Here is a 16,965-nt window from a genome sequence, read left to right on the forward strand (position 1 = left end):
ACTATTTACGATGAGAACGATCGACAAACGGGTTTCCCCACCGGCCAAGCTCGCGGCCTCGCTGGTCGCGCGCGCGCCCACACTGACGCTCGCCTACGAGGCGCGTTGTAAGAGCCGGCTCGCAGCGTCGCTCGATACGGGGGAGGAAGTGGCGCTCGTCATGCCGCGCGGCACGGTGCTGGCCGACGGCGATGTGCTGGTCGCCGACGATGGCGCGCTCGTGCGCGTGGTGGCACAGGCCGAAGCCGTGCTCGTCGTGCGCGCGGCCGATGCCACGACGCTCACGCGCGCCGCCTATCATCTGGGCAATCGGCATACGCCGGTCGAAATCGGCGCGGGCTATTTGAAGCTCGAAGCGGACAGCGTGCTCGAAGCGATGCTGGTGCGGCTGGGGGTTCAGGTCGAGCGTGCGACGCTACCGTTTCATCCTGAAGCCGGCGCATACGGCGGCGGACACCGGCATGGTCACGATGCGACGTTTGCCGAGGATTACGCGCTCGCGCAGCAGGTGTTCGCGCAGCGCCACGGCCACGATCATGGTCATGATCATCCGCATGACGACACGCATGGCCACGGCCATTCTCACGGGCACGATCACGAGCACGGGCATGATCACGCTCATGGCGACGCAGATTGTTGCGGCCACAACGAACCGCATTCGCACAAGCCTCGCTGATCTACCATGCGGCTTACCGAACTCACCGCCCTCCTTCATCTCGCGTCCCCGGCGCTGCCGATCGGCGCGTTCAGTTATTCGCAAGGCTTGGAGGCGGGCGTCGATGCGCAATGGATCGTCGATGCCGACTCGGCCAGCGCATGGATCGAGGACGGCTTGATGCACGTGCTCGCGCGCGCCGAGTTGCCGTTCATCTCTCATCAAATGGAGCGCTGGCATCGGCACGACGCCACCGCGATCGCCGCTGCGGACCGGCAATTCATCGCCAGCCGCGAGTCGGCCGAGCTTCGACGCGAAACCGAGCAGATCGGATGGTCGCTCAAGCAGCTTGCGCTGTCGCTCGCGTGGGGCGGCGAGGCGTCTCGCGCGGCGCTCGGGGCGCTTACCCCGCTTTCGCAGCCCACCGCTTTCGCGTTTGCCGCGGCGGCCCACGATATCGCAGCCGACGCCGCACTGGCCGCTTATGCGTTCGCCTGGGCCGAGAACCAAGTTGCCGCCGCCATCAAGGCCGTGCCGCTCGGTCAGTTGGCCGGGCAGCGCATTTTGGTGGCGGCGCGTGCGGTCATCGATGAGGCCGTGGCCCGTGCCCTGCGGACACCGCCCGATCGTATCAATACGTTTTCACCGATGCTCGGGGTTTTCTCGGCGCGGCATGAGACGCAATATTCGCGACTCTTCCGTTCGTGATTCTCCCCGATCGACAATCGACAATCGCCATCCCAAGAGAAGAGAAGACTCGCAATGAGAACCAAGAAACTGCCGCCGCTGCGCGTCGGCGTGGGCGGCCCGGTCGGCTCGGGCAAGACGACGCTGCTCGAAATGCTCTGCAAAGCCATGCGCGAGCGCTACGATCTCGTCGCGATCACGAACGACATCTACACGAAGGAAGACCAGCGCCTGCTGACGGTCGCGGGCGCGCTCGCGCCCGAACGGATCATGGGCGTCGAAACGGGCGGCTGCCCGCACACGGCGATTCGGGAAGACGCCTCGATCAACCTCGAAGCGGTGGACCGGATGCTCACGCGATTCCCCGATGCGGACATCGTCTTCATCGAATCGGGCGGCGACAATCTTGCAGCGACCTTCAGCCCCGAACTGTCCGATCTGACGATCTATGTCATCGATGTCGCAGGCGGGGAGAAAATCCCCCGTAAAGGCGGCCCCGGCATCACCAAGTCGGATCTGCTGGTGATCAACAAGATCGATCTAGCGCCCCACGTGGGCGCCAATCTCGACATCATGGCGGCCGATGCGAAAGCGATGCGCGGCGAGCGGCCGTTCGTCATGTGCAATCTGAGAACGCAAAGCGGGCTCGACGAGGTGATTGCGTTGATCGAGCGGAAAGGCTTGTTGTCCGCGTGAGGCGGCTGCCCTCGCGGATCGCCTAGGTAGACGGCCGATTCGGTCACGCAGGCGGCTCGCGCGAACGGGCGACCACAGTCCCGCCTATCAGCAGGCCGAACACGCCTGCTCATGCGAGCGACTACTCGCTCACGCCTGAACGCCGCCATCCTGGGGCAGCAACGTCAGCAATACGTCGAGCGTGCGTTGCGTCGCCCCGCGATGCCGCGCCGCAAAGGCCGAGGCGGCCGCCCCCATCGCCACGCGCCGCGCCTTGTCGGCGAACAGTTCGCCCAGCACGCGCGCCAGATCGCTCGGATCGGCCACTTGGACGGCCGCCCCCGCGGCGACCGCATCGAGCGTGGCCTGCGTGAAGTTGAACACGTGCGGGCCGATCAGCACGGGCACGCCGACGGCGCACGCTTCGATGAGATTCTGCCCGCCGAGCGGCAACAGGCTGCCACCGATGAAGGCGACATCCGACGCCGCGTAGTACGCGCCGAGCTCGCCCATCGAATCGCCGAGCAGCACGGTCACATCGCGCGGTAGCGGCGCGTCGGCGACGTGCGTCGCGGCAGCCGCCGCGAGCGCCGCCCCGCCCCACTCCGAGCGCCGCATGCAGCGCAACCCGCGGCGTTCCACGAGCGCCGCGACTTCGTCGAAACGTTGCGGATGCCGCGGCACCAGAATCAATAGCGCCTGTGGCGCGGCGAGCGCCGCGAACGCATCGAGCACGAGCGCTTCCTCGCCCTCGCGCGTGCTGGCGGCCACCCAAACGGGCCGAGCGCCGATCGCCTCACGCCAGGCGCGGCCTCGCGCAACGAGCTCGGGCGGCGTGGCCATGTCGAACTTCATGTTGCCCAACACGGCCACATTGCGCGCACCGAGCGCCGTGAGCCGCTCCGCATCCGACGGGCTTTGCGCGAGCACCCGCGAGAAACCGCCGAACACCTCGCGCGCGGCGGCGCCGAAACGCGCCGCGCGCTTGAACGAGCGCGCCGACATGCGCGCGTTCGTCAACACCAGCGGCACGTCCGCGGCGCGGCATTCGTCGATCAGCGTCGGCCAGACTTCCGTCTCCATCACGATGCCCAGCGACGGACGCCAAGTACGCAAGAAACGCCGCACCGCGTGCGGCAAGTCATAGGGCAAATAACAGCGCTGCACGCGATCGCCGAATAATTGCGCGCCCGTCGCCCTTCCGCTCGGCGTCATGTGCGTGAGCAGCACGCGCGCATCGGGCCGTGCCTTCATCAACGCGGTGATGAGCGGCTCGGCCGCACGCGTCTCTCCCACGGACACCGCATGCACCCAGATGAGCGGCGCATCGTCTTCGAGCACACGGGCGGGCGCATAACCGAAGCGCTCGCCGATATGCTCGCGATAGCCGCGTTCGCGGCGCGAGCGGATGAGAAGCCGCAAGACGGCGAGCGGCGCGACGACCCACCACAGCGCGCGATAGATCGCCCTCAACATGCTCGGCCTTCGTTCACGGCGGCGCGCCATGCATACGCGACGGGCACGCCCGCAACGCATTGCGCAGGCGTGTCACATGGGTGCTTCCATTGGCTGGGCATCGGCATCAAATCAGCGCGCGGCCTTCGAGCCGCTCGAGAATGCCGAGCGGCGCGCATTCGGGTTGCACCATCGCGCGCACGGGCAGAAAGAACGTCTGCTCGAGCATGTACTGCCCCGACATGGCCGCGTGCGACGTCTGATCGGAGAAGCACATCCATGCGCTGCCGGGCGGGAACGGCATCGTCTCTTGCGGGCACGTCTTCTGATATTCGAGATCTCCCTTCATGCCGTCGTGCAGATTAAGCATCAGATGATCGTAAGCGCTGCGCTTGGATTTGGTGATATGCAGCGCATTGAGCAGCCATGCCGATCCCGGCGTCTGGCGCTTGATCTTCGGCAGGAAACGCTTGGCCATTTGCTCGAACGGCTCGCCCACGCGCCAGACGCGCGGCTCGCCGTTCGGATTGACGTTGGCGAACACGCGCAAAATGCGCTCGCCGCGATTGGGCCGCGACGGGAACGCATCGACGTGCAGCCGGCTGTCGTCCTTGCGCCACGACGTATGCCGCGTTTCCACGCGCAGCAGGCGCAGGCTCGTGGGCGCGGGACGCAACGCCTCGCGATATTCGGGCACCAAGCGATCGACGAGCGTGCGCGCTTGCGCTTGGTAACGCGCGACGAGTGCGCGCACGGCCGACTGCGTCACCGCGTCGCCCGCTACGCCGCGCAGCTCGCCCCCGTTCGGATCGAGGCTGATGTTCTTGCGCTTCGGATCGGCGAGCGCCGGGTCGAGCAGCGCCGTCTCCCCGCCTTCGATCGCGAAGCGCAGATTGGGGAAATAGATGACCTTGCCCGTTTCCAGCGCGACACGCAGCGTGTCCCGCGTGACCGAAAGGTCGGAGCCTTCCCAATCCGAGCAATTGACTTCGAGGATTTGCGATTCTTTCATGGTCCCGTTGTGCGCCATCGATTACAGCAGGCCGAACCCGGCCAGTGCGGTTTTCACTTGCTGCAGCGTCGGCGGATCGCCGGCGGTGCCGAGGTTGACCACGCGGGGGGACCAATAGCCGCCCGTGCGCCATGCGGTCGCGAAATTGTACAACTCGACGGTCGGACGCTTGAGCGCCGCCGCGATGTGAACGAGCCCCGTATCGACACCGACCGTCGCCGCCGCCGCATCGAGCAGGCCCACCACGGCTGGCAGCGACAAGCGCGGCGGCACGATGGCCGCGGCGCCGAACTCCTTGGCCAAGCGCTCGCTCGTCGCGCGCTCGGCCTCGCTGCCCCAGGGCAACACGAGCGACGCGCCACGCGTCACGAGGGCGCGGCCCAGTTCGATCCACGATGCATCGGGCCATTGCTTGTCGGCGCGCGAGGTGGCGTGCACCAAGACGACGTAAGGCACCGGCAAGTTGAGCCCCGTCTCGGCCAATGCGCGAGCGGCGCGCGACGTGTCGAGCCCGAAATCGAGTTCATCCGTCGATTGCGGCACCGGCGCGCCGATGGCCTGCGCGACGAGTTGCCGCGTGCGCTCGACCACATGCGTGCGCGGCGCGATCGGCACGCGCCGGTCGTAGAAAAAGCGCACCGGCCATTCGTAGCCCGCGCCGTCGGTGCGATTGCCGAGCCCGACGAGCGGCCCGCGGGCCCAGCTCGCCACCCATGCCGTCTTGATCAGCCCCTGACAGTCGATGACGAGGTCGTACTGCTCGGCGGCAAGCGCGCGCCGAAACGCGCGAATCTCGCGCCAAGTCGACGGCGAGAGCAAGCGCTTGCGCCAGCGGCGCAAAGAAAACGGAATCGCGCGGCGCACGCCCGTGACGAGCGTGACGAGGCCGGCAAAGCTTTCTTCGACGAGCCAATCGATTTGCGCGTCGGGATAGACGCGCAAGATGTCGGCGACGGCCGGCATGTTGTGGACGACGTCGCCGAGCGACGACACGCGGACCAGCAGGATCTTTTGCACACTGAAAGTAAAAAGAAAGGTACGGCATGGCAGGCGCGGCGGCGCACGGCGACGCCCCGGCGCAATGCTGCCAGGAGGGCAGGCATTCTACCGCGCCCGCGCACTATTTTTGCGCGCGGTACGGTCGATGCGGGCGCGATATGATGTCGCCTTCCCAACCGCGAGTGTTTAGTGCTCCGCCGGGCGAAGGCACTACAATGCTTCTCGTCCGCATCAACCGCTCGCCGAGTGCAGCCTTTTCGACGCATTATGCTCAGTTCGTTCCGTCCAGCGCGCGTGGCGCTTTCGTTCGCGGCGCTCTCCGTTCTCGCCGCGTGCTCGAGCGCACCGCAACCGAAATTCCAGCAAGAACTCTTCGATTCGGGCGCGAGCCCGTTTTCGCGCGGTTATAACGTCGGCAGCAACGACGCCTGCGAAGCGGCCCGGCGCGCCTTGCTCAATCAAGGTTATTTGACGACCTTTAGCGGCACCGATCGCATCGACGCCACCAAGGATTTCCAGCCGAGCGGCGAATCGCACATCACCGTCGAATTTCACGTGGTTTGCACGCCGGGCGAGGATGCCGACGGCACCAGCATCATGTACGCGAATGCAATCCAAAGCGGGTACGCCCTGAAAAAGAGCGATACGTCCGCGAGCGTCGGCTTGAGCATACTCGGCTCGGTCTCACTGCCGATCCGCTCCAATAGCGACGCGATGGTGAAAGTATCGAGCGAAACGATTCAATCGAACGCGTTCTACGATCGCTTCTTCGATTCGGTCGGCCACTATGTGGGCTCGCTGATCAAGACGGCGCCCGTGCCGGTGGCGCCCGTGACCAGCACGGTTCTGCCCGGCTCTCCGCCGCCGGTGGTCGCCGCCACGACGCAGATGGCGCCCGTAGCGCCTACGGCTGCGGCTACACCGACCTCTGCATCGGCCACCGTGCCTAACACCATGCCGGCCATGAACGATGCGCCCGCCGCTGCGCAGACGATGCTCAGCGGGGCCGTGCAGGCTGCGCCGTTCGGGGCAGCGTCGCTCTACGCGCCGCACTCGCCCACCGGCCTGCCATCGCCAACGGCCATGCCGTTTGAACCCGCACCGCCGCTCATCGCGCCCGAAGCGCCGGCGGCCGCGCAACCGACGAACGCGCAGCCCGCACCCGCGCAGGCCGCCTCGCAGTGAGGCAGGCGGCGGGCGCGCTCGCGCATTTCCGCGGGGTGGCGCTTCCGGGTTGGCTTACCCGCTAGCGCCCGGCCACCCGAGCGCTAACCGAAGAGATAAGCCGGCCTCGCGCCCGGCTTCGCTCAGAACGGCAACTTCGCATCCGGCTTCGCCGCGACGATCACCCGCCGAAAATCGTTCTGAATCCGCACGAGCGCATCGGCGCTATCGGCTTCGAAACGCAGCACGACCACGGGCGTGGTGTTCGAAGAACGCGCGAGCCCGAAGCCATCGGGATATTCGACGCGCAAGCCGTCGATCGTGATGACCTCGTCGGCGCCGGTGAACTTCGCTTCCTTTTGCAGGCGGCCGATCAGCTGGAAGTTCTCGCCCTCCTCGAGCTTGAGCTGCAATTCGGGCGTCGACAGCGAATTGGGCAGGTCGTTGAGCACCTTGCTCGGATCCTCTACGCGCGAGAGCAACTCGAGCAGACGCGCCCCCGTGTAGAGCCCATCGTCGAAGCCGTACCAGCGATCCTTGAAGAACACGTGGCCGCTCATTTCGCCCGCTAGCGGCGCACCGGTTTCACGCAGCTTGGCTTTCACGAGCGAATGGCCCGTCTTCCACATCACCGGCTCGCCGCCTTGCGCGCGTACCCACTTCGCCAGATTGCGCGTGCATTTGACGTCGTAAATGATCTGCGCGCCCGGGTTGCGCGACAGCACTTCCTGTGCGAACAACATCAACTGACGATCGGGATAGATGATTTGACCGTCCTTGGTCACGACGCCCAGCCGGTCGCCGTCGCCGTCGAACGCAAAGCCCACCTGCGCATCGGTTTCCTTCAATGCGCGGATGACGTCTTGCAAATTCTCCGGATGCGCCGGGTCGGGATGGTGATTCGGGAAGTTGCCGTCGATGTCGGTAAAGAGTTCGACCAATTCGCAGCCGAGCGCTTTGAACAGGCGCGGACCGAGCGCGCCGGCCACGCCGTTGCCCGCATCGACGACGATCTTCATGGGCCGCGCGAGCTTGACGTCGCTCACGATGCGCTCGATGTACTTATCGGCGATGTCGTATTGCTCGTAGCTGCCGCTGCCGCTTTCGAAGTCGTCCTTTTGAATGCGGCGGTACAGCGCTTGGATTTGCTCGCCGTAGATCGCTGCGCCGCGCAACACCATCTTGAAGCCGTTGTAGTCGGGCGGATTGTGGCTGCCCGTCACGACGATGCATGAATCGACGCGGCGCTCGCCGCCTGCTAGCGCGAGCGGCACGCTGGCCGCGAAGTAACCGACCGGCGTGGGCACCATGCCGACATCGACGACGTCGACACCGGCTGCGCGCAGGCCTTGTGCGAGCGCTTCGATCAGCGACGGGCCGGATAGGCGACCATCGCGCGCGACCACGACGGCATCGCCGCCTTGCGCGCGCACTTCGCTGCCGAACGCCCGGCCTACCAGCCGCGCGACGTCCTCATCGAGAGTTTTGCCGATGACGCCTCGGATGTCGTACGCCTTGAAGATGGATTGCGAGATCATGGATAGCTCTCTTTTGGCTGCGATTGGAAAAGTGCTGGCGCCGTCAACCCACTTATAATTGCAGTTTTTCGACCGGCGCGGCTCGCGCCTATTTTAATGCGCATATGCCCCTTCGCGACCCGGCCCTACGAGATGACGGCCGAAAAGCGCGCTATTTCCGCGCCGACGCGAGCACGGCCAGCAAATTCCCTGCCTTTACTTTTGGTTACATGCTGAGGCGCATCGCCCATCCGGAAATCGCTAAAGCCGCCGCGAACATCGTTTGGCTCGGGCTCGAGCGGCTCACGCAAATCGCGGTGGCGATCGCCATCGCGGGCATGCTTGCGCGCTACTTCGGCCCCGATGTGTTCGGCAAGTGGCAATACGCCAATACGCTTCTGCTCGTGCTTGCCCCGATCACGTGGGTATGCGGCGCGGAAATCCTCGTGCCCACGATCGTTCAGCGCGGCGAAGGCGACCTGGGCGCCGTGCTTGGCAGCGCCTTCGTCCTACGATTTGCCGTCTCGGCGCTCGCGCTGGCGGCGACCTGGGGCGGCGTCGCCGCGGGGCTGACCGACCCTGTCGTCGGCGCGATGCTTGCCGGGCTCGCCGTGACGATGCTGTTTCGCGAGCCGTTCATCGGCGTCATCAACTCGTGGCTGCAAAGCCTCACGTATAGCAAGCCGCAGCTCGTCGCGAGCATGATCGCGGCGTTAGGCAAGCTTGCGCTCGTCTATCTCCTCGTGCGCATGAGCGCCAGCGCCCCGCACTTCGCGTGGCTTTGGGCGGTCGAAGCAGCGGCCATCGGCGCCGTGCTGCTGGCTTACTACGCGCGCCGTCATGGCGGCAAGCTCGGCTGGCGCGTCGAGCGCGCCCTTTTGCGCCATTTCGCGAGCGCGGGCGCCGTGTTTTGGGTTGGCCTCGTCTGCATGTACCTGTTCCTGAAGCTCGACCGGCTCATGCTCGAGCGCGCCATCTCGTTCGCCGATCTCGGCCGCTACTCCGCCGCGCAGCAAATCAACGAGAACTGGATCGCGCTTGCGCTCATGCTCGCGCAGACGATCGCCCCGGCGTTCGTCTACCGCGTGCAAGACCCTGCGCGTCTCTTGCGCAACGTCGTGCACCTGATGGTCCTTGCCGCGGGGCTCATGATCTCGGGTGCGCTCGTGCTCGATGCGCTGGGCGCGATCGTGATCACCCGCGTGTTCGGCGCGAACTTCGCCGATGCCATTCCGATTTTTCGCTGGTGCGTGTGGCTGTCGGTGCCCGCCGGGGTAGAAGCGATCGGCAATCTCGTGCTGCTCAAGTATCAAGCCAAGTTCGTTGTCCTAACGAAATGGCTGCTCGCGCTCGCCGTCGCCTTCGCCGTGAATCTGTTCGCGATCCCTCGCATCGGCGCCTACGGCGCGCTCGCGGGTCTTGCGGCCGGTTACTGCGCGGCCGTCGCCGTCAACGTCTATTACATTCGCCTCAAGCTGCGCCCATGACGACGCCCACCCCCGGCTCCGCGCCGCAAGACATGCTAGGCGATGTCGCCGTTCTGATGCCGGCATACAACGGCCAAGCCGACGTCGAGCGCACGCTCGCTTCGTTCGTCGAAAGCGCGCGCGTGCAGGTGCTGATCGTCGACGACGGCAGCACCCCGCCCATCGTTGCCCCGACGCTGCCAAACCTGGACATCGAGATCCTGCGCATGCCGCAAAACGGCGGCATCGAGCGCGCGCTGCAAGCGGGCATCGAAGCGCTGGCCGCGCGCGGCTATCGCTATGCGGCGCGCATCGATGCGGGCGATTTGGCGGCCCCCGGGCGTCTCGGCAAACAGCGCGCGTATCTCGAAGCACATCCGAACGTGGCCGGCCTCGGCATGTGGACCCAGGTCGTCTCGCGACAAGGCGCCCCACTCTTCGTGCTGCGCACGCCCGTCGAGCCCGAAGCCGTTCGGCGTCTGCGGTTCTTTCGCACCTCGCTCGTCCACCCGGCCATGATGCTGCGCGTCGATGCCGTGCGCGCGGTGGGTAACTATCGCGTCGCTTACCGCGCCGCGGAAGACCTCGACCTGTTCCTGCGCTTGATGGAGCGTTACGACTGCGCGAATCTACCGGAACTCGGGCTTTATTACGAACTTAACGAAGGCGGCATCAGCGCGACGAAACGACGGCGGCAGATCGTTTCTACGCTGAAGCTGCAATGGCGCTACTTCAACGCCGCGAACGTCTACGATTGGCTCGGGCTTGCGAAGAATCTCTTGCATCTGGTCACGCCATATTCGGCCCTTCAAACGATGAAACGCGCGCTGTTCGCTACGCGGGCGGCCTAAATCCGTATGCAGACAACGTCGAATCCCGCCCCCGCCTCTGCTTCCTTGGACGCCGCGCCGCTGACGGTCTGCCTCGTCTGCAACACGGCGTTCGCCATCTACACCTACCGGCAGGGCGTGATTCGCATGCTCGTCGCCAAAGGCGTGCGCGTGGTCGTGCTCGCGCCGCGCGATCGCACGGTCCCCTTGCTCGAAGAAATGGGCTGCGTTTGCATCGACCTGCCCGTCGCGGCGAAAAGCACGAACCCGCTGGACGACTTGAAAACGCTCGCCGCGCTCTATCGGCACTACCGCACGATTCGCCCGGGCGTCGTGTTCCACTACACGATCAAGGCCAACATCTACGGCTCGGTGGCCGCGTGGCTTGCGCGCGTGCCGTCGATTGCGGTCACGACGGGCCTGGGCTACGTGTTCATTCAAAAGAGCCGCGCGGCGCAAGTGGCCAAGCTGCTCTATCGCATCGCCTTTCGCTTTCCGCGGGAAGTGTGGTTTCTCAATCGCGACGATCACGAGGCCTTCTTGCACGAACGCCTGCTCGCGCATCCCGAGCGAGCGAAGCTGCTGAACGGGGAAGGCGTCGATCTCGAGCAGTTCGCTCTGACGCGGCTGCCAAGCGGCACACAAACGGTCACGTTCGTGCTGATCGGGCGCTTGCTGTGGGACAAAGGGGTTGGCGAATACGTCGAAGCCGCGCGCATGCTGCGCGCTCGATATCCGCAAGCGCGCTTTCAGCTGCTAGGGCCGGTTGGCGTGGACAACCCGAGCGCGATCACGCAAGCCGACGTCCAAGCTTGGCGCGAGCAAGGCGTTATCGAGTATCTTGGCGAAGCGCACGACGTGCGCCCCGTCATCGCCAACGCCGACTGCGTCGTTCTGCCTTCGTACCGGGAAGGCGTCCCGCGCACTTTGCTCGAAGCATCGGCCATGGGGCGGCCGATCGTCGCTACCGACGTGCCGGGCTGCCGCGAAGTGGTCACGGATGGCGTCACCGGGCTCTTATGCGAAGCGAAGAGCGCGTCTAGCCTCGCAACTCAGCTCGCGTGCATGCTCGACATGAGCAAAGACGAGCGGCGCGCGATGGGTTTGCGCGGACGTAAAAAAGTGACGGCTGAGTTCGACGAAGCGATCGTCGTCGAACGCTATCGACAAACGCTGCATGCGCTAACTGGCGCCAGCCAATTCGAACGGCGTGCGGCCATGCGCGCTGCTACGGGAGAAGAACGATGACAACGACAGTGCAACGACGCGGAACGATCCTCGTCACGGGGGGTGCGGGCTTCATCGGTTCGCATACGGTAGTGGAGTTGATCGCCAACGGCTACGAAGTGGTGATTGCCGATAATTTGGTCAACAGCAAGCGCGAGGCCGTGCGCCGCGTCGAGCGGATCGTCGGGCGGCCCGTGCCCTTCTACGAGATCGACGTGTGCGACAAAGCCGCGCTGGCCACGGTGTTCGATGCTCATCCGATCGACGCGGCCATTCATTTTGCGGCGCTCAAGGCGGTGGGCGAATCGATCGCCAAGCCGATCGAGTATTACCGCAATAACGTAGACAGCTTGCTCGTCTTGCTCGAAACGATGCGAGAAAGAGCGATCAAGAAATTCGTGTTCAGTTCGTCGGCGACGGTCTACGGCGTGCCCGAACGCTCGCCCGTGGACGAATCGTTCCCCATGTCGGCGACGAACCCTTATGGGCAATCGAAGATCATCGGCGAGCAAATCTTGCGTGACCTCGAGCGCGCCGATTCGAGCTGGCGCATTGCTACGCTGCGGTACTTCAACCCAGTTGGTGCGCATGAAAGCGGGCTCATCGGCGAGGATCCGGCAGGTGTGCCGAACAATTTGATGCCTTACGTGGCGCAGGTGGCCGTCGGCAAGCTCGAGAAGCTGCGCGTGTTCGGCGGCGATTACGACACGACGGACGGCACGGGCGTGCGCGATTACATTCACGTCGTCGACCTGGCGCGCGGCCACGTGGCCGCACTGAATGCGCTCGATACGCGAGATGCGAGCGTGTTGGTGAATCTAGGGACGGGGCGCGGGTATTCGGTGCTCGAAGTCGTGCGTGCGTTCGAAGCGGCATCCGGGCGTAAGGTGCCGTACGAGATCGTCGAACGGCGCTCGGGGGATGTGGCCGCGTGCTATGCCGGCACCGAAAAAGCCGAGAAGCTGCTCGGCTGGCGCGCGCAGTATGGGATCGAGCGGATGTGCGCGGACCATTGGCGCTGGCAGGAGATGAATCCGATGGGGTTTGCGTAATGCTCAGCTTTGCCCTCGCCTTTCTGATCTCGTTGCTCGTCACGTTGTTGATCGTTCGCTATGCGCATTTGCACGAGAAGTTTTCGGTCGACAGCGATTTGACGGGCGTTCAGAAATTCCACGTGCGCCCGGTGCCGCGGATCGGCGGCGTGGGCATTCTGATCGGCCTCATTGGCGCCGCGTTGCAGTTGGCCTGGCCGTATCCCACGGTGGCGTACGGGATCCTTGCCCTGGTGGCCTGCGGCCTACCCGCATTCGGCTCGGGATTGATCGAAGACCTGACCAAACGCGTCTCGCCCTCGGCCCGTCTACTGGCGACGATGGCCGCCGCCGCGATCGCGTATTTCGCGTTGCATATCGCCGTGATCCGCATCAGCGTGCCGCCGCTCGACTTTCTGCTGTCGTATGCCGCGGTGTCGTTCTGTGTAACGGTGCTGGCCGTGGCGGCGCTCGCCAATGCGGTCAATATCATCGACGGGTTCAACGGTCTCGCATCGATGGTCGCGTTGATGATGTTTGCGTCGTTGGCGTATGTCGCGTTTCGGCTGGGCGACCCGGTTGCCTTGTCGGGGTCGCTCATTATGATGGGGGCGGTGCTCGGGTTCTTTATCTGGAATTTCCCGGCCGGGTTGATCTTTCTCGGGGATGGTGGGGCTTATTTCATCGGCTTCATGCTTGCCGAGCTGGCGATTTCGCTGGTGATGCGGCACCGGGAGGTGTCGGCCTGGTATCCGGTGCTGCTGTTCGTTTATCCGATCTTCGAGACTTGCTTTTCCATTTACCGGAAGAAGTTCGTGCGCGGGATGTCGCCAGGGATTCCGGATGGCGTACATCTGCATATGCTCGTTTATAAGCGGTTGATGCGGTGGGCGGTGGGGGCGAAGACGGCGCATGAGATTACGCGCAGGAATTCGTATACGTCGCCGTATCTATGGCTGCTGTGTCTGATCGGGGTGATACCGGCGACGCTGTTTTGGCAGCATACGGTGCATTTGTTTGCGTTTGTGGTCCTGTTCGCGGCGACGTATGTTTGGCTTTATGTGAGTATTGTTAGGTTTAAGGCGCCACGGTGGTTGGTGGTGCGGCGCGGTCGGGGGAAGTGACCGCTCAGCGTCAACCGCTCAGCCGGCGCCGTGCGACATCCGCGGCGCTTGCGCTGCCCCCAACGTGCTCTGCAGCGTCGGCATGATGGACGTCTGATATTCCGGCACCCATCGACGCAAATCGCGCCGCACCTCGTCGTCGCTCAGCGTGCGGTGCTGCATCAACCAGGGCATTAGTTCGTCGAGAAAACGCTCGGGCGCCTCGCGCGCACAAGCGATGCGCAGCTTCGGATGCGGCGTTCGGATGGTCTTTTCATCGTCGGCGAGTAACTCCTCATACAGTTTCTCGCCGGGCCGCAATCCGGTGAAGACGATGCGAATCTGCTCTTCCGTGTACCCGTGAAGACGAATGAGATCTCGTGCGAGGTCGGTGATCTTCACCGAATCGCCCATGTCCAGGATGAAAATCTCGCCGCCTCGGCCCATACTCGACGCCTGAAGCACCAATTGCGACGCCTCCGGGATCGTCATGAAATACCGCGTGATCTCTGGATGCGTGACAGTGACCGGGCCGCCCTTGCGGATCTGCTCTTCGAACTTCGGGATCACGCTGCCGGCGCTCCCGAGAACATTGCCGAAACGAACCGTTTCGAACTGCGTGTGCCTGCTCGTTTGCTGAAGCGCTTGACAGGCCATCTCGGCGAGCCGCTTGCTCGCCCCCATCACATTCGTCGGATTGACGGCCTTATCGGTCGAGACGAGAACGAAGTGCTTGACGTCATGCCTAATGGCCGCGCGAGCGACCCGCAAGGTGCCTAGCACGTTGTTGCGCACCGCCTGCCATGCGTTCAATTCCTCCATCAACGGCACGTGCTTGTACGCGGCCGCGTGAAAAACGATATGCGGCGAGTAACGTGACATCACTTGGTCGAGCAGAAGCGAGTCCTTCGCGTCGCCGACGATGGGCACCACAGGCAAGTGGGGAAACGAATCGCGTAGCTCCTCGGTCAACCGATACATCGCATATTCAGACAAATCGAGCGCAACGAGCTGCGCGGGAGAGAACCGTTGAATCTGCCTGCAGAGCTCTGAACCGATCGAGCCGCCGGCTCCCGTGACCATGACGACGCGGTCACGCAGTAGCGCCTCCACATGCTCAGTGTCGATTTTTACGGGCTCGCGGCCGAGCAAGTCCTCGACGTCAATTTCACGCACGCGAGAGAGAAACGCCTGTCCTTGCGCAACCTCGGTAAGCGCGGGCAAAACCAGCGCATGCACGCCAGCGCGCACGCATGTCATCGACAATCGACGCTGCAGTTCCACTGACGCGGACGGGATGGCTATGATCGCATGCCCTGCATCAAGCGAACGAGCCCAATGTTCCAATGCACTGATAGGGCCAAGCACTTTATAGCCGTAGATTTCGCGTCCGCGCTTCGCGGCGTCGTCATCGAGAAGACCGACGAGCCGCCATTCGGGCGAGCGCGTCAGTTCTCGTGCGAGGCTGGCACCGGCGCTGCCTGCGCCAAGTATGATGACTGGCTTTCCTTGCGCGACGAGCCCGCCGTATAGGTGGAATTCTTTAGCGGTTCGGTAGAAGGCGCGCGCACCGCCCATCGCGAGAAACAACAGGAGCGGGGCAACGATGACGACAGAGCGCGGCATCGGAGGCATGGGCTGAACCATCACCGAGGCCACAGTCGCCACCACCGCGGCCGAGGCCACCGCCTTCGAAATGCGTATCAAATCAGGCAAGCTGGCGAACACCCACATCCCGCGGTAGAGACCGAAGAGGCGAAACATCAGCCCATAAATCGGAAGAAGCCAGACGAGCGAAGCCAATGCTTCGTGCCAGTACGTGTCTGGAATGGCACCGTTGAACCGGAGCATATACGCGGAGAGCCAGGCCCCCGCGACGGAACAAAGGTCGAATAGGAAAACGGCAACCGATTGCCATGAGGCTTTGTGTCGGAACATCTGCGTCACACCCTCAGGTTGTTAAAGATGATGGCTCGCGACCACGTCGCGATCAAACGGATGGTGCGTGCAACGCGCTTTGCGATGCATCAATTAAGCGCAGAGAGGCAACACTATACCGCATCACGAAAACTGGACGATTCGTCGAGCGCTTACTGGCACATGCTGCGCAAATCGGTCGCATCTGCCGGGACATCCGCAATTCGGGCTACAATAATCAGTTAGAACACCGTAGCCGTGGGGTTGGAACGGTGCTAGAAATTCCCCGAACGTACCTCCGTATGCACCAAGAACCTCCCGCTTTTGCGACATTTTCGCCTCGCAGTTTGATTCGACAACTCTTCAAGTCTCTCAAGCTCGTCGTCCTTGCCGGCGTCGGTGGCGCGCTCGCCGGGGCCGCAGTCTCCCACTTCGTACCCTTGCGATGGGCGGCCTCCATGACGATTCAAATCGGACAAATCACGACACCTGGCAACCCCACGCTGGACCGTCGTCAGATCGAAGATCCACTCACCGTCATCGATCGCTACAATCTGCCTTCTTTCCGGCTACGAGTCGTCAAGGACTTAGGATTGCCGTCACCGGACGCTGCGGCGGCATCGAGGGAAATCTTCGACTCGCTGAACGCCACGCAAGAGACAAGCCCCAACCTGATTCACCTTCACGTGACGGCCTACTCGCGCCAGCAAGCAGAGGCTGCATTGCGCTTTGCTTTCGACGAACTTTCAACTGCGCATCGGCAGTTGTACGATCCCGAGGTCGACGGCATGAAACGCGAGTTCGACAACTCGTCGAGGAAGCTTGCCGCCGCGGAGGCAGATTACGCCCTCGGCTATCAGGCCATCCGCTCCTCGGCTGATCAGGGTAAAGCGGCTCTCGATAGCGCGCGGAATATCCTGGTCACCAACATGACAACCCAGATCAGTTCGCAGATCCTGCAGTTGAAACAGCAGATCACCGTGCTTCAGCAAGCGTTGAGCCCGATGAACACCTACCCGACACGCATTGTGGAGGCCCCGTACGCGCCTCTGCAGCCGCGATCGCCCAGTGCAAAATTGCTGATCGCTGCGGGCGCGCTCCTGGGTTTGCTGGTGGGCGCGGCACTTGCGTTGGGGCCCGCTGTAAAGCGCCGGTAACCTGAGGGACGAAGCGAGCCGCTGGGGTCTGCGGAACCGAAAGCGGCGGCAGGTATTGAAACCCTTTTCG

15 protein-coding genes are annotated in these 16,965 nt (G+C 63.9%); 10 read left to right on the plus strand and 5 right to left on the minus strand.

Translation table 11 applies throughout. The features are described from left to right. The first annotated feature begins 10 nt into the window (after positions 1 to 10). From ureE to ureG, 3 genes are read left to right on the plus strand one after another with little or no spacing between them, the layout of a single operon-like run. The gene (gene ureE, locus MMB74_RS18565; RefSeq protein WP_277430130.1) at positions 11 to 676 is read left to right on the plus strand and encodes an urease accessory protein UreE; all 666 of its coding nucleotides are present in this window, start codon (positions 11 to 13) and stop codon (positions 674 to 676) included. 6 nt (positions 677 to 682) lie between these two features. Continuing rightward, positions 683 to 1,363 carry an urease accessory UreF family protein gene (locus MMB74_RS18570; protein WP_277430131.1) on the plus strand — a complete coding sequence of 227 codons (681 nt, stop codon included), beginning with the start codon at positions 683 to 685 and terminating at the stop codon, positions 1,361 to 1,363. A 54-nt stretch (positions 1,364 to 1,417) separates the two neighbouring features. Next, the gene (ureG, locus tag MMB74_RS18575; RefSeq protein ID WP_277430132.1) at positions 1,418 to 2,038 is read left to right on the plus strand and encodes an urease accessory protein UreG; all 621 of its coding nucleotides are present in this window, start codon (positions 1,418 to 1,420) and stop codon (positions 2,036 to 2,038) included. A 129-nt stretch (positions 2,039 to 2,167) separates the two neighbouring features. Here ureG and waaA read toward each other — a convergent pair whose 3' ends face one another. The 3 genes from waaA to waaC form a co-directional block, all read right to left on the minus strand. Further along, entirely contained in the window at positions 2,168 to 3,493 is a 1,326-nt protein-coding gene (waaA, locus tag MMB74_RS18580; protein WP_277430133.1) for a lipid IV(A) 3-deoxy-D-manno-octulosonic acid transferase, read from the minus strand. Positions 3,494 to 3,599: 106 nt separating this feature from the next. After that, complete coding sequence (locus tag MMB74_RS18585; RefSeq protein ID WP_277430134.1) at positions 3,600 to 4,484, minus strand: Kdo hydroxylase family protein; 885 nt, start codon at positions 4,482 to 4,484, stop codon at positions 3,600 to 3,602. 21 nt (positions 4,485 to 4,505) lie between these two features. Continuing rightward, positions 4,506 to 5,534, minus strand: a complete 1,029-nt coding sequence (gene waaC, locus MMB74_RS18590; protein WP_277430215.1) for a lipopolysaccharide heptosyltransferase I — start codon at positions 5,532 to 5,534, stop codon at positions 4,506 to 4,508. Positions 5,535 to 5,750: 216 nt separating this feature from the next. Here waaC and MMB74_RS18595 point away from each other — a divergent pair, with 216 nt between their 5' ends. After that, complete coding sequence (locus MMB74_RS18595; protein ID WP_277430135.1) at positions 5,751 to 6,668, plus strand: DUF2242 domain-containing protein; 918 nt, start codon at positions 5,751 to 5,753, stop codon at positions 6,666 to 6,668. Between the two features lie 122 nt (positions 6,669 to 6,790). On the opposite strand, the gene MMB74_RS18600 is transcribed toward MMB74_RS18595, so the two are convergent. Next, complete coding sequence (locus MMB74_RS18600; protein WP_277430136.1) at positions 6,791 to 8,185, minus strand: phosphomannomutase/phosphoglucomutase; 1,395 nt, start codon at positions 8,183 to 8,185, stop codon at positions 6,791 to 6,793. 209 nt (positions 8,186 to 8,394) lie between these two features. Here MMB74_RS18600 and MMB74_RS18605 point away from each other — a divergent pair, with 209 nt between their 5' ends. From MMB74_RS18605 to MMB74_RS18625, 5 genes are read left to right on the plus strand one after another with little or no spacing between them, the layout of a single operon-like run. Further along, positions 8,395 to 9,651: an oligosaccharide flippase family protein gene (locus tag MMB74_RS18605; RefSeq protein ID WP_277430137.1), complete on the plus strand. Its 1,257-nt coding sequence runs from the start codon at positions 8,395 to 8,397 to the stop codon at positions 9,649 to 9,651. Beyond that, positions 9,648 to 10,481, plus strand: a complete 834-nt coding sequence (locus tag MMB74_RS18610; protein WP_277430138.1) for a glycosyltransferase — start codon at positions 9,648 to 9,650, stop codon at positions 10,479 to 10,481. Before MMB74_RS18605 ends, MMB74_RS18610 begins: the two co-directional genes overlap by 4 nt. A 6-nt stretch (positions 10,482 to 10,487) precedes the next feature. Then, positions 10,488 to 11,708 (plus strand): glycosyltransferase family 4 protein, encoded by a 1,221-nt coding sequence (locus tag MMB74_RS18615; protein ID WP_277430139.1) that lies wholly within the window; start codon positions 10,488 to 10,490, stop codon positions 11,706 to 11,708. Between the two features lie 8 nt (positions 11,709 to 11,716). Then, on the plus strand, positions 11,717 to 12,739 hold the full coding sequence (galE, locus tag MMB74_RS18620; protein WP_277430216.1) for a UDP-glucose 4-epimerase GalE: 1,023 nt from the start codon (positions 11,717 to 11,719) through the stop codon (positions 12,737 to 12,739). Further along, on the plus strand, positions 12,739 to 13,842 hold the full coding sequence (locus tag MMB74_RS18625; RefSeq protein WP_277430140.1) for a glycosyltransferase: 1,104 nt from the start codon (positions 12,739 to 12,741) through the stop codon (positions 13,840 to 13,842). Before galE ends, MMB74_RS18625 begins: the two co-directional genes overlap by 1 nt. A gap of 18 nt (positions 13,843 to 13,860) precedes the next feature. Here the strand turns inward: MMB74_RS18625 and MMB74_RS18630 are convergent, their stop codons facing one another. After that, a complete protein-coding gene (locus MMB74_RS18630) occupies positions 13,861 to 15,759 on the minus strand; it encodes a nucleoside-diphosphate sugar epimerase/dehydratase (RefSeq protein ID WP_277430141.1) in 1,899 nt (632 codons plus the stop codon). Positions 15,760 to 16,196: 437 nt separating this feature from the next. Between MMB74_RS18630 and MMB74_RS18635 the strand changes: the two genes are divergently transcribed. After that, the gene (locus MMB74_RS18635; protein WP_277430142.1) at positions 16,197 to 16,895 is read left to right on the plus strand and encodes a hypothetical protein; all 699 of its coding nucleotides are present in this window, start codon (positions 16,197 to 16,199) and stop codon (positions 16,893 to 16,895) included. Positions 16,896 to 16,965: the final 70 nt, after the last annotated feature.

It is taken from the genome of Trinickia sp. Y13 (assembly GCF_029522115.1).
Lineage (GTDB): Bacteria > Pseudomonadota > Gammaproteobacteria > Burkholderiales > Burkholderiaceae > Trinickia.

Bases quoted from the DNA above. Each gene is read 5' to 3' on its own strand.
- MMB74_RS18625 (WP_277430140.1), top strand. From the start codon at position 12,739: ATGCTCAGCTTTGCCCTCGCCTTTCTGATCTCGTTGCTCGTCACGTTG.
- ureE (WP_277430130.1), top strand. From the start codon at position 11: ATGAGAACGATCGACAAACGGGTTTCCCCACCGGCCAAGCTCGCGGCC.
- MMB74_RS18605 (WP_277430137.1), top strand. From the start codon at position 8,395: ATGCTGAGGCGCATCGCCCATCCGGAAATCGCTAAAGCCGCCGCGAAC.
- MMB74_RS18615 (WP_277430139.1), top strand. From the start codon at position 10,488: ATGCAGACAACGTCGAATCCCGCCCCCGCCTCTGCTTCCTTGGACGCC.
- MMB74_RS18610 (WP_277430138.1), top strand. From the start codon at position 9,648: ATGACGACGCCCACCCCCGGCTCCGCGCCGCAAGACATGCTAGGCGAT.
- MMB74_RS18595 (WP_277430135.1), top strand. From the start codon at position 5,751: ATGCTCAGTTCGTTCCGTCCAGCGCGCGTGGCGCTTTCGTTCGCGGCG.
- ureG (WP_277430132.1), top strand. From the start codon at position 1,418: ATGAGAACCAAGAAACTGCCGCCGCTGCGCGTCGGCGTGGGCGGCCCG.
- MMB74_RS18600 (WP_277430136.1), bottom strand. From the start codon at position 8,185: ATGATCTCGCAATCCATCTTCAAGGCGTACGACATCCGAGGCGTCATC.
- MMB74_RS18585 (WP_277430134.1), bottom strand. From the start codon at position 4,484: ATGAAAGAATCGCAAATCCTCGAAGTCAATTGCTCGGATTGGGAAGGC.
- MMB74_RS18570 (WP_277430131.1), top strand. From the start codon at position 683: ATGCGGCTTACCGAACTCACCGCCCTCCTTCATCTCGCGTCCCCGGCG.
- MMB74_RS18635 (WP_277430142.1), top strand. From the start codon at position 16,197: ATGACGATTCAAATCGGACAAATCACGACACCTGGCAACCCCACGCTG.
- MMB74_RS18630 (WP_277430141.1), bottom strand. From the start codon at position 15,759: ATGTTCCGACACAAAGCCTCATGGCAATCGGTTGCCGTTTTCCTATTC.
- waaA (WP_277430133.1), bottom strand. From the start codon at position 3,493: ATGTTGAGGGCGATCTATCGCGCGCTGTGGTGGGTCGTCGCGCCGCTC.